A 13,339-nucleotide genomic window follows, 5' to 3' on the forward strand; every position below is an offset into this window, starting at 1 on the left:
CGGAAATCGGGCGTGCTTTAATGGTTGCTACGAGACCGTGCAGCCTCATTAGAACGGATGCACAGACAACGTGCCGAACACGATCGCCGCGATCACGGCAAACGCACTGTAGAGCGCGAAATGATGCATGCTCGCCCGGGTCCGCCGCGAGAGCGAGCGCGCGTAGAAGTGCAGCCTGGCTTCCGCCGATAGTTCGCGCATGGTCGATCTCCAACGCCCCATTTGCGGGATTATGAGGGATCAACCAGGGCGGGAGGCAAGATGCCGGAGGAAATAGCGATGCGCCTCCTCCGAAGCGGCCGCATTGCAGACGTAAATTCTCTCCAGGCGCAGGTTCCGAGAATCTTATTCGTTCAAATCCGAGCCGTTTGGAACCGGCCCGGATGACGGCAGCCTGACGATCGCTTTAGTAGACGTCGGCCTGGAAGCGGCCAGTCTTCTTGAGTTCGGCGACAAAACTGACGGCTTCGTCGGTCGAGCGCGCCCCGAACTGGGCGACGATGTCGACCAGCGCGCGCTCGACGTCTTTGGCCATGCGCTTGGCATCGCCGCAGATGTAGAGATGCGCGCCTTCGGCGAGCCACGTCCACACCTCGCGGCCGACCTCGCGCATGCGGTCCTGCACATAGAACTTCTTCTCGCCGTCGCGCGACCAGGCCAGCGACATGCGCGTCAGCAGACCCGAGGTCTTCATCGCATTGAGCTCCTCCTGGTAGAAGAAGTCGCAATCGCTGCGCTGATGGCCGAAGAACAGCCAGTTCTTGCCGGGCGCGCCGGTCGCCTTGCGGTCGAGCAGGAAAGCGCGGAACGGCGCAATGCCGGTGCCGGGACCGATCATGATCACGGGCGTCTTCGGGTCCTGCGGCAGGCCGAAACCGTGCGCCTTCTGCACATAGACCTTGAGATTCTCGCCTTCACCGATGCGCTCGCCGAGGAAGGTCGAGGCGACGCCGAGGCGCTTGCGCTTGCCGACGACGTAGCGCACGGAATCGACCGTCAGCGACAGCTTTCCGGGCGTCGCATTGTGCGAGGACGAGATCGAATAGAGCCGTGGCTGCAGCGGCTCGAGCGCCTCGACGAAAGCCTCCGGATGCGGCCGCGTGCCCGAGAACTTCTGCAGCGCCGCCATCACGTCGAGCGTGGCGGCATCGCCGTCGGGATCCTCGCCCTGCGCCAGCGCCCGCGCCTTCTCGCGCTGCGCGCCGCCGGTGATGAAGGAGATCAATTCGAACAACGTGTCGGGTGCCGGCGACAGCGAGACGTCGTCGATCAGCACCTCGCGCAACGTCTTGCCGTTGACCTTGGTGGTGTGGGAGGCGCCGAGCAGTGCGATGATCTGGTCGACGAGGCCGACCTCGTTGCGCGCGAACACGCCAAAGCTGTCGCCGACAACGTAGTCGAGCTTGCTCTCGGAGAGATCGAACTCGACGTGATAGGTTTCCTTCTCCGACTTGCCCTTGTTGAGCAGACGGCGCGACAGGAAGGTCGCGGTCACCGGGTTGTCGCGTGAGCGGCCCGGCTCTGCGATCGTCACGGTCACGGCCGGCGCGGTCACCGCATCCGTCTTGTCAGCTGCCTTGTCACCGGTCTTGGCCGCCGGGGCCTTGTCCAGTTCCTCGTACAGCGACTTCAGCATCCGCGCGGTTTCCTTGCCGCCGGGGACGCAGAGATTGAGCCGCGCCTCGCTGCGGCCCGCGATCGCTTCCGAATAGTCGTGGCAATTATAGCCGCACTGGCCGCAATCCTGCTGCGCCATCGCCGCCATCATCTTGCGGCGGACGGGACGGCCCTCCGCAAGCTTCATCCGGTCGGCGATCGGCATGGTCTGGTCGTGCCAGGGCGCCTCGCCGTCGTCACCGTCGCCGGCTGCGCCTTGCATGACGGCGGCGCCCTGCTCCGCCGACAGCGGCGCGGCGACATCAGGCGACAGCAGCCCGGCAAAGAAGCCGTTCAGCCAAGAGCGCTGCGCATCAGAGAACGGTGCGCTGGCGGGAATGATATCGAGTTTCGGCGGAGGCGTAATCTGGTTCATGCGGACACCTGTGCATCGGCAAGCTTGCGCAGCGTCTCGCCGTTATGGCGGCGCGCAAAGGAGAGGAAGGTTTCGTCGGGCGACGAGCGATGGGCGATATAGGCCTTGAGCAGTCCCTCGACCGTCTTCGGCGCGTCCTCGGCCTTGAGGTCGTGATAGACCTCCTGCCCGACGTCCGCGTCGGGGCCGAACCCTCCACCAGTGAAGAGGTGGTAGCCCTCGACCGTGTCGTCCTCGTTCACCGGCACGCGCGCACCGATCAGGCCGATGTCGCTGATGTAATGCTGCGCGCAGGAATGGTGGCAGCCGGTGACGTGGATGTTGACCGGCTTGTCCATGGCGACGCGCGGCTCGCACCAATCACCGATCTCGGCCGCGCTGCGCTTGGTGTTGGACGCCGCGAAACGGCAGCCGGCATTGCCGGTGCAGGCGATCAGGCCGGCACGGATGTGCGAGACCTCGACCGCAAGCCCGATCTGCTTGATCGCCGCAACGGCGAGCGCGACATTCTCGTCGCGCACGCCCGAGATCAAAAGGTTCTGCCAGACGGTCAGGCGGATCTCGCCGTCGCCGAGGTCGCGCGAGACCTTGGCAAGACCGCGCATCTGGTCGCAGGTAAGCTTGCCGAGCGGCAGAGAAACGCCGATCCAGTTGAGGCCGTCCTGTTTCTGCTTGTGTACGCCGACATGCGCCATGCGGTCCGCGGCAGGGCGCGGCTGGAACGCCTCCTCCGGCACGCGCGTGAACGGTGTCTTCAATCGTTCCTCGACGAGCTTGAGAAAGCCGTCATGACCCATGGCGTCGAGCACATATTTCAGCCGCGCCTTGTTGCGGTTGGTGCGGTCGCCATGGTCGATGAACACGCGCACGATGGCATCGGCGACGGCCGTCGCCTGCTCCGGCTTGACGATGATGCCGGAATATTTAGCGAAGTCCTTGTGGCCGGTGATGCCGCCGAGGCCGAGGCGAAACCAGATGCCGGGCTCGACGCCGAAGCCTTCCTTCACCTCATACGCCGTGAAGGCGATGTCGTTGGTCTCCTCCAGCACCGCGATCCTGCCGGCGCCGTCGAAGGCGACGTTGAACTTGCGCGGCAAGCCGTAGAGTGAGCGATCGTTGAGGATGCGGTAGTGCCATTCGCGCGCATAGGGCCGCGTGTCGATGATTTCCTGCGGATCGATGCCGGCCGTCGGCGTTCCCGTGACGTTGCGGATGTTGTCGGCGCCGGAGCCGCGCGAGCACAGGCCGAGGTCCTGGATACCCTCGATCAGCTTCACGGCGTTCTTCGGCGGAATCTCGCGAAGCTGGAGATTGGCGCGCGTCGTGACGTGGCTGTAGGGACCGCAGAGCTCATCGGCGAGATCGGCAAGACCCGACATCTGCCAATGCTTCATGATGCCGTTCGGAATCCGCAGGCGGCTCATGTAGGAGTCCTGCGTCGGCGCGACATAGAAGATGCCGTAATAGCGCCAGCGGAAATTGTCCGCCGGGCTCGGCGGCGTGTTGTCGTGCGCCTGCTGGCGAAGCCGCGGATAAGCATCGAAGGGATGCTCGTCGCGCTTGAACTTCTCCTGATCGGCGAGCTTCTTGCCCGACGCGATCACCTTGTCCTGCGCCTTGATGTGCACGGCATCGGGGCCAACAGGCTCGGCGTTCGCCTTGCCGGCGCCGCCTCCACCGCCGAGACCACGACCGACCCGGCTGATCTGCAAACCGGTCGTAAAACCTTCGAGATAGCGTTTCTGCTCGTCGGTAAAGTCGACTGCGAGCGTATCGATTTTCATGGTCGGTAACGAAGCTCCTGCGGCCACCTGGGTGGCATCGACGGACATTGGCGCGACCCGTGAGGAACTGGGCTGGCCCTTAAGAGCCGGCTTCGTTACCCAACGGTCCGATCAGCTTCGTTGCTGCGGGACTCGGCTCAGCAGGCACCTGTGACAAGCTGGCCGCACTGCAACATTCAAGTTGCGTGCCAGCTTGGCCAAAATGGAAAACAACGCTATTTCAGATGATTAGACGCCTCCCCCGGAAACCCCGGGCGGCGCACTCTCACGAAATTCGGGCAGCCGGATCAAACTTTAGGCAATGAAACTTCTTGCCTAAAAAAGGCGCAGCTCCGAATCAGGCCTTCCAACGCCGGACCTCGAAGGCCTCGAGATGCCCCCGGATGTCGTCGGGATCGAAGACGGGCCCGGCGAACGCCCCGAACGCGGCGCGAGCCTGCTCGGGCGGCCGGCGGCCGAGGGCCGCATCGTAGAGGTCGGGCCTGAACACGGCCATCGCCGTCTTGACGCCCTCCGGACTGAGCGTCGTCTGCCCCCAACGCACCATCTGCGCATAGAGCCAGGCGGCCTGGACCGGATCGGGCCGCCCCGCCTCTTCCCGCCCCACCAGGAGATAGCGGCCGCTTTCGCGCACCTCTCCCTCGGGCGAGATCTTCAGGCGGCCGATGAGCGAGCGCTGGATCACCTCGGCATCGACGCCGATCCGCTCGGGCCGCGCCAGGATCTGCGCCGCCTCGGCCAGGTTCGCTGGGCTCTCGATGAACGCGGCGGCCTTCACCGCCGCGCGCACCAGGCTAGCGACCACGTCCGGATTCTTGTCGGCCCAGACCTGACGAACCGCCAGCACCTTTTCCGCGGCGCGCACCAGGATGTCGGAGACGAAATGCAGGATGTGGCCGATGCCGAGATCGACGGCGACCGAATTCCAGGGCGCGCCGACGCAGAATGCATCGACATGGCCGCTCTTGAGGCTGTCGACCATGTAGGGCGGCGGCAGCACCACGAGGCGCACGTCCTCGTCGGGATCGACGCCGGCCGCCGCCATCCAGAACCGCAGCTGATAATTGTGGGTCGAGAACGGGAAGGTCATGCCGAAAGTCAGCGGCTCGGCACCCGCCTTGCGCCGCTTGGCCACCACTTTCGCCAGCGCTTTCGCCGTAACCATCGGGTCAAAGCGATCGCCATCGACCTCCTCCATCAGCGCCGCATGAAGCGCCGGCGACACCGTGATGGCATTGCCATTGATGCCGAGATTGAAGGGGGCTGCGATCGGCACCTTGACGTGACCGAGCCCGAGCGAGGACGCAATCGCGACGGGCGCGAGCAGATGCGCGGCGTCGAACAGGCCGATATTGAGCTTGTCGCGGACATTGGACCAGGAGACCTCGCGCACGAGCTCGACCTCGAGCCCTTCGGCGGCGGCAAATCCCTTGTCGACGGCGACGATCAGGGCTGCGGCATCGACCAGCGGGATGAACCCGATGCGGAGGGGAGCAGTCATTTCAGCATCTCCGACGCGGTGATGATCGACTGCGCGATCTCGCCGATTTTCTTCTTCTCGCGCATCGCGGTGGAGCGCAGCAGCACGTAGGCCTCGTCCTCGGTGAGGCCCTTCACCTTCATCAGGATGCCCTTGGCGCGCTCGATGATTTTGCGGTCCTCGAGCTGCGACTTGGTGCGCTCCAGCTCCTCCTGCAGCTTGGCGAAGGCGTTGAAGCGCGACACGCAGAGGTCGAGGATCGGCTTGATGCGCTCCTTCTTCAGCCCGTCGACGATGTAGGCGGATACCCCCGCCTCGACCGAGGCCTGGATCGAGGCTGAATCGCTCTGGTCGACGAACATCGCGATCGGCCGCTTCACGGCGCGGCTGACCTGGAACATCGCCTCCAGCACGTCGCGGCTGGGGTTCTCCAGATCGATCAGGATGATGTCGGGGTCCACCGCATAAATACGGGCGAGCAGGCTCTGCATCTCGCGGATGTGGGCCACTTGCGTGAATCCGGCCTCCCGCAATCCCTCCTCCAGGATCGCAGCCCGGATCGGGCTTTCGTCGACGATCACGATTTTGGGTGACTGTTCGGCGCTCATGGCTCACTCACGGCAGGTGATTCATCCATAGCACGCCGGAACGCCCTGCAAAGGGTTGTAATTGTGGGCAATTGGGACTAGCTCAGGCCGGTCAATCAGGCAGATTTGGATATGGATCAGGCGGCTGCGCCCAAGGTCAGCTTTGTGTCGCTCGGATGTCCCAAGGCATTGGTGGATTCCGAGCGCATCATCACGCGCTTGCGCGCGGAGGGCTACGAGCTCGCCCGCAAGCATGACGGGGCCGACATCGTCATCGTCAACACCTGCGGCTTCCTCGACAGCGCCAAGCAGGAATCGCTCTCGGCGATCGGCGAGGCCATGGCCGAGAACGGCAAGGTGATCGTGACCGGCTGCATGGGCGCGGAACCCGAGCAGATCGAGCAGGCCTATCCCGGCGTGCTCTCCATCACCGGCCCGCAGCAATACGAGAGCGTGCTCGACGCCGTGCACCGCGCGCTGCCGCCGGCGCACAATCCGCATGTTGACCTGGTGCCGCCGCAGGGCATCAAGCTGACGCCGCGCCACTACGCCTATTTGAAGATCTCCGAGGGCTGCAACAACCGCTGCACCTTCTGCATCATCCCGAAGCTGCGCGGCGACCTCGTCTCGCGCCCGGCCAATGACGTGCTGCGCGAGGCCGAGCGCCTGGTCGGCGCCGGCGTCAAGGAATTGCTGGTGATCTCGCAGGACACCTCGGCCTATGGCGTCGATCTCAAATATGCCGAGAGCCCGTGGAAGGACCGCCAGGTCCGCGCCAAATTCCTCGACCTCGCGCGCGAACTCGGCGAGCTCGGCGCATGGGTCCGGCTGCAATATGTCTACCCCTACCCGCATGTCGACGAGGTCATCGCACTGATGAACGAGGGCAAGGTGCTGCCCTATCTCGACATCCCGTTCCAGCATGCGAGCCCGGAGGTGCTGAAGGCGATGAAGCGCCCGGCGGCGCAGGACAAGACGCTGGCGCGGATCAAGCGCTGGCGCGAAGAGTGCCCCGATCTCGCCTTGCGCTCGACTTTCATCGTCGGCTTCCCCGGCGAGACCGATGCCGATTTCGCCTATCTGCTCGACTGGCTCGACGAGGCCGAGATCGATCGCCTCGGCTGCTTCAAATACGAGCCGGTTGCAGGCGCGACATCGAACGCGATCGAGAACCCGGTGCCGGAAGAGGTCAAGCAGGAGCGCTACAACGCGCTGATGGCCCGGCAGCAGAAGATCTCCGCGCGCAGGCTGAAGCGCAAGGTCGGCACGCGCCAGCAGATCATCATCGACGAGGTCGGCCCGACCGTCGCCAAGGGCCGCTCCAAGGCCGATGCGCCGGAGATCGACGGCGCGGTTTATCTGACGAGCCGCCGCCCCTTGCGCGTCGGCGAGATCGTCACCGCGAAGATCGAGCGCGCCGACCAGTACGACCTGCACGGCAGCGTCGCGGGGTTCTGAGGCTCCAAGACGCCGCCAGCCATTGCGGTCCCCAGCGCTCGCGGGCGAGACCGGCGCGCCCAGCCATTCAACTTGCCCGCGTTCAGGCTGCGCGCACTGAACTACGGCGATGCACGATACACCGCGCCGACGTTCGTCAGGTCGCGTTGCCCGACGCCTGCTGTCCGTCCTGCGCGGCGAACACCTCCTTGGCTGCGAACAGCCCGTTCACCGCCGCCGGGAAGCCCGCATAGACGGCCATCTGCATGATGATCTCCACGATCTCGTCGCGAGACAGCCCGACGTTCAGCCCCGCCTCGATATGCACTTTGAGCTGAGGCGCGGCATTTCCGAGCGCCGTCAGCGCGGCGATCGTCGCGATCTCTCGATCGCGCAGGCCGAGATCCGGGCGGCAGTAAATGTCGCCGAAGGGAAACTCGATCACGTAGCGTGCGAAATCCGGAGCGATGTCGGCGAGTGAGGCGACGACCTTTTCGCCGGCCTTGCCGTCAATGCGTGACAGGGCCCGCTGGCCGCGATCGAAGCGGCTTTCGGCATGTGTCGGGGCGTGCGTCATTTTCCTTCGTCCTCTGTTCGTCGCCGGCATAGCCGGCGATCTTGGTATCAAGGACGAGCAGGCATTCCTGGAGTTCGGCAATCTGCGTGCGAACCTGTTCGCGATGGATTTCCAGCATCTGCCGCCGGGCTGGCCCGGTGGCGTCGCCGTCGTCACGAAGCGCCGCATAACGCAACATGTCCCGGATCGGCATTCCCGTGGTCTTGAGCCGACCGATGAATGTGATCCATGTGAGGATCGATGCGTCAAAGTCACGTTGACCGGAGCGATCCCGGTCAGCGTATGGCAGCAGCCCGATGCGCTCATAGTAGCGCAGCGTGTGGGTCGACAAGCCGGTTCGTCTTGCGAGGTCGCCGATCTTCATGTGTGCCCGTTCTCGTACTGACGCACGTACAGATACCCCTTCGAGCGCGCTCTAAGTCAAGAGGGATCGAAGGTGCCCGTCCCCGCGAGGTCAAGCAAGAGTTACAACGCACTGATGGTGCGACAGCAGAAGGTCTCGGCGTGCCGACTGCACGGCAGCGTCGCGGAATTCCGCGACTTCAGGCTTCCGTCAGCCATTTCGGCACCCAGCGCTCAGGCCGGGGTGCGCGGGCGAGATCGGCTTTCGCCTCGGAGAGCAGCGCCGGATCGCCGTCGATGGTCGGGCGTAGATCGTACTCGAAATTCGGCATGACGCGGCCGTCGGCATAGAGCCCAAAATTCATCGCGTACCACAGGCCAAGCTCGGGCTGGGCGCGGCGCATCTCCTCGCGCAGGTCGCGCAGCAGGGATTCGACCGAGGCGGCTTCCTCGAACGGCTGTGGTCCGTGCGAAAGCACGCGCGCCTGGTATTGCTTGCCGACGATCGCGATCTCGAATCTCGTCCGGTCCCAGGGCTTCTTGCCCTTGGGTAGATGGGCGGCCAGCCGCCAGCCGAGCTCGGCCATCAGGCGGTGATTGGCCCAGTAATCTTCGCGATCCCGGCTCCATTTTTCCATGAAGCCGCGGAAATCGGGCAGTTCCGACGAATTGTCGTCGGGCGTCGCCGGCTCGCCGAGCGGCCGTCCGGCCAGCCATTGCGCGAGCTCGACCGTCTGCGGCTCGACCTCGTCATGCGGCTTGAGATCGCTCCAGGCATTGTCGAATTGTTGCGACGTCAGTTTGGCGAGCAGGCCGTCGAGGCTCGGCGCCAGCAGCTCGTAGTCGCCCTCCGAGCCCAGTCCCACGATCGGCGGATTGTCGCGGTCGAGACCGGCGCCGTACCAGCCGCCGACGGCCGAGCCGTCCGGCAGCCGCATGAACAGCGAAAACCTGTCCCGCAGGGGACTGCCGTCGGTGATCGGCGCGTGATCCGAGAACTGGCCCTGCAGCGAGAAGCAGCCGACGCTGCCCCAGGGACGCCCCTTGAGCCAGGTGGCAAAGTCGACAAGCAGCGGCGGCGCTTCGATACCCGGCGGAAATGCGCCGCGAATGCTGTCGAGGTCGATGGGATAAGGCGTATCGGACAAGGCTGAAAACTGTCTGGTTGGTCCCGTCCCTCTTGGTCTCGCCCGAGTTGCGTCCGGTTCGAACCAAGTCGCGTCCTTCGATCACAAACGCGCTAGAGGCGCAATGGTTTCGACGCGGTACGCAAATGGAATACGACGAAACATCAGCAATTTGGTTCAAGCTGTCGGCCATCGGCCTCACGATGGCCCTGCTCGCGCTATCCGCCCCCGCTGCGGCGCGATCCCCCTCAGCCGCACAGCTGCGCCAATGGTGCTACGCGGACGACGACGGGAGCCGCGAGGAGCAGCGCGTCGAGGGCTGCTCGGCGGTGCTCAAGGCCAATCCCAACGATGTGCATGCGCTCGCCAATCGCGGCGAAATGCTCCGGCGAAGGGGCGACGCCGCGCGTGCGCTGGTGGACTTCAACCGTGCGATCGAGCTCAATCCTGGACATTCCGACCTCTGGTACAACAGGGGGATTGCCCATGACGATCTCGGCGAGAAAGATCACGCCATTGCCGATTACACACGCGCGATCCGGCTCAACGCCCGCGACCCGCTCTACTACAACAACCGCGGCAACTCCCTCATCGACAAGAACGACTACGAGCGCGCAATCGCCGACTACGATCAGGCCATCAAGCTCGACCCGAAATTCGCGCTGGCCTATTTCAACCGCGGCACCGCTTATCGCAACCACGGCGAGGACGAGCGCGGGCTTGCGGATTTCGATCTGTCGATCAAGTTCGACCCGACCTACGGCCCGGCTTACGGCAACCGCGCACGCCTCTACCGCGATCGCGGCGACCGGGTCCGCGCGCTGGCTGACTTCGCCAAGTCGCTGCAGCTCAGCCCGAACAACGACCGCGATTTCTATGCGCGCGCGAACATGTATTTCGATGCGCACGATCATGCGCTGGCGCTGGAGGATTACGATCGGTCGATCAAGGCCAATGCGAGCTATCCCGGCGCATTCAATTCGCGCTGCATGACGCGCGCGATCCTCGGCCGTCTGCAGGAGGCGCTGGCCGATTGCGATCAGTCGCTGAAGATGGCCCCGAACGATCCCTACACCCTGGACAGCCGCGCCCTCACCTACCTCAAGCTCGGCAATCTCGACGCGGCGATTGCGGACTACGACGCGGCACTGAGCACCAAGCCCGCGTACGACAGCTCGCTCTACGGCCGTGGGCTCGCAAAGCGGAAGAAGGGCGACAACGAAGGCGCCGAGCGCGACATCGCGGCAGCGAAAGCGATCAACGCTGGGATCGTCGATGAGTTCGCACATTACGGCGTCGAGTAAGCCTCTTGGGCAACGAAGATGGACCTGATCGATGCACGCCAGGCGGGTGTTTTGCAAAACGGCCGCTTGACAAGCCCTGCCATTCGGCTGTAGGGACCCGCCCCATGATCAATTCCCGGACCCACCTGCGCACCGAAATGCTCCGTCGTCGCTCCCGCGACGATGAGAGGGTGCGCCATGTCCGACGACGCCGCTGAACCACTGAATTCAGCTGAAGTTTTCGAGAAAGGCCGCACCCGCAAGGTGCGGCCTTTCTGCTTTTTGCGCCCGTTTTCCACCCGCCTCCAGAGGAGTTCGACATGACCACGCAACCGTACGACGCGCTGATGGACATCACCGCACGGCCCAAGGCCGTGTTCGTCCGCGGCGCGGGCTCCTACCTCTGGGACGATGGCCGTAAGCGCTATCTCGATTTCGTGCAGGGCTGGGCCGTGAACTGCCTCGGCCACTCCCCGCCTGCGATCGCCGACGCACTGAGTGCGCAAGCCAGGCGGCTGCTGACGCCGAGCCCGGCTTTCTACAACGAGCCGAGCCTGAAGCTGGCGCAAGCGCTGGTCGCGAACAGCGCCTTCGACCAGGTGTTCTTCGCCAATTCCGGCGCGGAGGCCAACGAGGGCGCGATCAAGCTCGCGCGCAAATATGGCACCCTGCACAAAGGCGGCGCGTTCGAGATCATCAGCTTCGAAGGCGGCTTTCACGGCCGAACGCTGGCGACGATGTCGGCCTCGGGCAAGAAGGCGTTCGAGCCGCTGTTCGAGCCGAAGGTCGCAGGCTTCAAGAAGGCGAAGCTCAACGACATCGCCTCGGTCGAGAGCTTGATCAATGACAACACGGTCGCGGTGATGCTCGAACCGATCCAGGGTGAATCAGGCGTTTGGCCAGCGACCGATCAGTTCCTGCAACAGCTGCGCGCGCTGACCAAAGCCCACGGCTTGCTGCTCATTTTCGACGAGATCCAGACCGGCATGGGCCGGACCGGAAAACTCTTCCACTACGAGCACGCCGGGATCGCGCCCGACATCATGACGCTCGGCAAGGGCATCGGCGGCGGCGTGCCGCTCGCCGCCCTGCTTGCCACCGAGCATACCTCCTGCTTCGAGCACGGCGACCAGGGCGGCACGTTCAACGGCAACCCGATCATGTGCGCGGCGGGGCTCGCCGTGCTCGAGGAGGTCGGCAAGCCGGACTTCCTGAAACAGGTCACCGAGACCGGCCTGCTGCTCGAAAGCGAGCTGCAGAAGGTCTCGGCCCGGCATGGGCTCGGCGGCGTGCGAGGACGCGGGCTGCTGCTCGCGCTCGACCTCAAGCTGCCGATCGCGCCCGGCATCGTCGCGCAAGCGTTCGAAGCCGGCGTGCTCCTCAACGCCCCGCAACTCGACACGCTGCGCTTCATGCCGGCGCTGAACGTCGCGAAGGCAGAGATCGCCGAGATGATCGATTGTCTCGACGGGATCTTGACCAAGGCCGGCGCAGCACGGCGCGTGGCGTAGCACCTGTCTCGTGCCCCGGACGCAGCGCAGCGTCTCTTCGACGGTGCGCTGCTGAGCCGGGGCCCATCTCTCCGCAGTGCGTGTTGCATCTGGGTCCCGGCTCTGCGCCGCAACGCTCGCGCGTTGCAGCTTGTCCGGGACATGAGAGCGGATTCAACGGAAACACTACGGCTTCAAGATCGAAGCCCCCGTGGTCTTGCGGCTCTCGAGATCGATATGCGCCTTCGCGGCGTCCTTCAGCGCGTAGGCGTGGTTGATCGGCACGTGCAGCTTGCCGTTGATGACGGCGGCGAACAGCGTGTCGGCGCCTTCGAGCAGCTCCTTGCGCGTGCCGACGTAGTCGTTGAGCTTCGGCCGCGTCGCAAACAGCGAGCCGTGATTGTTGAGCTCGGCGATCGAGAACGGCGGCACCGGGCCGGAGGCGTTGCCGAAGGAGACGAACATGCCGCGCGGCTTCAGGCACGACAGCGAGCCCGGGAAGGTCGCCTTGCCGACGCCGTCATAGACGACGTCGCAGCCTTCGTTGCGGCTGATCTGCTTGACGCGCGCGACGAAGTCCTCCTCGTTGTAGAGGATGACGTGATCGCAGCCACTGGCCTCGGCGAGCTCGGCCTTCTCGCGCGAGCCGACCGTGCCGATGACGTGGGCCCCGAGCGCCCTCGCCCATTGGCAGGCCAAGAGGCCGATGCCGCCGGCCGCGGCGTGGATCAGCACGCGATGATGCGGCTCGACCTTGAAGGTCTTGTGCAGGAGATACCAGACCGTCAGGCCCTTGAGCATCAGCACGGCGCCCTGCTCGTGGGTGATGTGATCGGGCAGCTTGACCAGCCTCTCCCAGGGAAGGTTGCGCTCGCCGGTATAGGCTCCGAGATTGTGGTAGTAGGCGACGCGATCGCCGGGATGGAAATGCGTCACGCCGGGCCCGACGGCGACGACCTCGCCCGAGGCCTCGTTGCCGGCAATGAAGGGCAGCCCCGGCGCCTTGTAGAGACCGGTGCGGTAATAGACGTCGATGAAGTTCAGGCCGACCGCATGCTGGCGGATGCGCACCTCGCCGGGCCCGGGCGCCGGCACATCGACGCTCTCATAGACCAGGGCTTCGGGGCCTCCGACCTTGTGCACACGGACCGCTTTGGTCATCACCTGACCTCCTCTTCTCAAAGGCCAGCGAAAGACATC

12 protein-coding genes are annotated in these 13,339 nt (G+C 64.7%); 3 read left to right on the forward strand and 9 right to left on the reverse strand.

From position 1 onward, the window contains the following. Positions 1-48: 48 nt before the first annotated feature. The 5 genes from IC66_RS47755 to IC66_RS0122190 form a co-directional block, all read right to left on the reverse strand. A complete protein-coding gene (locus IC66_RS47755) occupies positions 49-201 on the reverse strand; it encodes a hypothetical protein (RefSeq protein WP_162832272.1) in 153 nt (50 codons plus the stop codon). Positions 202-406: 205 nt separating this feature from the next. Then, positions 407-2,032 (reverse strand): sulfite reductase subunit alpha, encoded by a 1,626-nt coding sequence (locus tag IC66_RS0122175; protein WP_038949089.1) that lies wholly within the window; start codon positions 2,030-2,032, stop codon positions 407-409. Next, on the reverse strand, positions 2,029-3,816 hold the full coding sequence (locus IC66_RS0122180) for a NirA family protein (RefSeq protein ID WP_038949090.1): 1,788 nt from the start codon (positions 3,814-3,816) through the stop codon (positions 2,029-2,031). The genes IC66_RS0122175 and IC66_RS0122180 overlap by 4 nt, the downstream gene beginning before the upstream one ends. A gap of 337 nt (positions 3,817-4,153) precedes the next feature. Next, the gene (locus IC66_RS0122185) at positions 4,154-5,317 is read right to left on the reverse strand and encodes a CmpA/NrtA family ABC transporter substrate-binding protein (protein WP_038949091.1); all 1,164 of its coding nucleotides are present in this window, start codon (positions 5,315-5,317) and stop codon (positions 4,154-4,156) included. Beyond that, positions 5,314-5,904, reverse strand: a complete 591-nt coding sequence (locus tag IC66_RS0122190) for an ANTAR domain-containing response regulator (RefSeq protein WP_027542860.1) — start codon at positions 5,902-5,904, stop codon at positions 5,314-5,316. Before IC66_RS0122190 ends, IC66_RS0122185 begins: the two co-directional genes overlap by 4 nt. 111 nt (positions 5,905-6,015) lie before the next feature. On the opposite strand from IC66_RS0122190, the gene rimO reads away from it, so the two are divergent. Continuing rightward, the gene (gene rimO, locus IC66_RS0122195) at positions 6,016-7,341 is read left to right on the forward strand and encodes a 30S ribosomal protein S12 methylthiotransferase RimO (RefSeq protein ID WP_028144570.1); all 1,326 of its coding nucleotides are present in this window, start codon (positions 6,016-6,018) and stop codon (positions 7,339-7,341) included. A 136-nt stretch (positions 7,342-7,477) separates the two neighbouring features. Here the strand turns inward: rimO and IC66_RS0122200 are convergent, their stop codons facing one another. The 3 genes from IC66_RS0122200 to IC66_RS0122210 form a co-directional block, all read right to left on the reverse strand. Continuing rightward, entirely contained in the window at positions 7,478-7,897 is a 420-nt protein-coding gene (locus IC66_RS0122200) for a carboxymuconolactone decarboxylase family protein (RefSeq protein WP_028144569.1), read from the reverse strand. Then, positions 7,830-8,261 (reverse strand): MerR family transcriptional regulator, encoded by a 432-nt coding sequence (locus IC66_RS0122205; protein ID WP_028144568.1) that lies wholly within the window; start codon positions 8,259-8,261, stop codon positions 7,830-7,832. Before IC66_RS0122205 ends, IC66_RS0122200 begins: the two co-directional genes overlap by 68 nt. 178 nt (positions 8,262-8,439) lie before the next feature. Then, the gene (locus IC66_RS0122210) at positions 8,440-9,387 is read right to left on the reverse strand and encodes a hypothetical protein (protein ID WP_028144567.1); all 948 of its coding nucleotides are present in this window, start codon (positions 9,385-9,387) and stop codon (positions 8,440-8,442) included. A gap of 125 nt (positions 9,388-9,512) precedes the next feature. Here IC66_RS0122210 and IC66_RS0122215 point away from each other — a divergent pair, with 125 nt between their 5' ends. Further along, positions 9,513-10,670, forward strand: a complete 1,158-nt coding sequence (locus tag IC66_RS0122215) for a tetratricopeptide repeat protein (protein ID WP_038949092.1) — start codon at positions 9,513-9,515, stop codon at positions 10,668-10,670. A 299-nt stretch (positions 10,671-10,969) separates the two neighbouring features. Next, on the forward strand, positions 10,970-12,160 hold the full coding sequence (locus IC66_RS0122220) for an acetylornithine transaminase (protein ID WP_038949093.1): 1,191 nt from the start codon (positions 10,970-10,972) through the stop codon (positions 12,158-12,160). Between the two features lie 165 nt (positions 12,161-12,325). On the opposite strand, the gene IC66_RS0122225 is transcribed toward IC66_RS0122220, so the two are convergent. After that, positions 12,326-13,300: a quinone oxidoreductase family protein gene (locus IC66_RS0122225; RefSeq protein WP_038949094.1), complete on the reverse strand. Its 975-nt coding sequence runs from the start codon at positions 13,298-13,300 to the stop codon at positions 12,326-12,328. Between the last annotated feature and the right edge of the window lie 39 nt (positions 13,301-13,339).

This window comes from Bradyrhizobium genomosp. III (assembly GCF_000261705.1).
Taxonomy (GTDB): domain Bacteria; phylum Pseudomonadota; class Alphaproteobacteria; order Rhizobiales; family Xanthobacteraceae; genus Bradyrhizobium; species Bradyrhizobium ottawaense.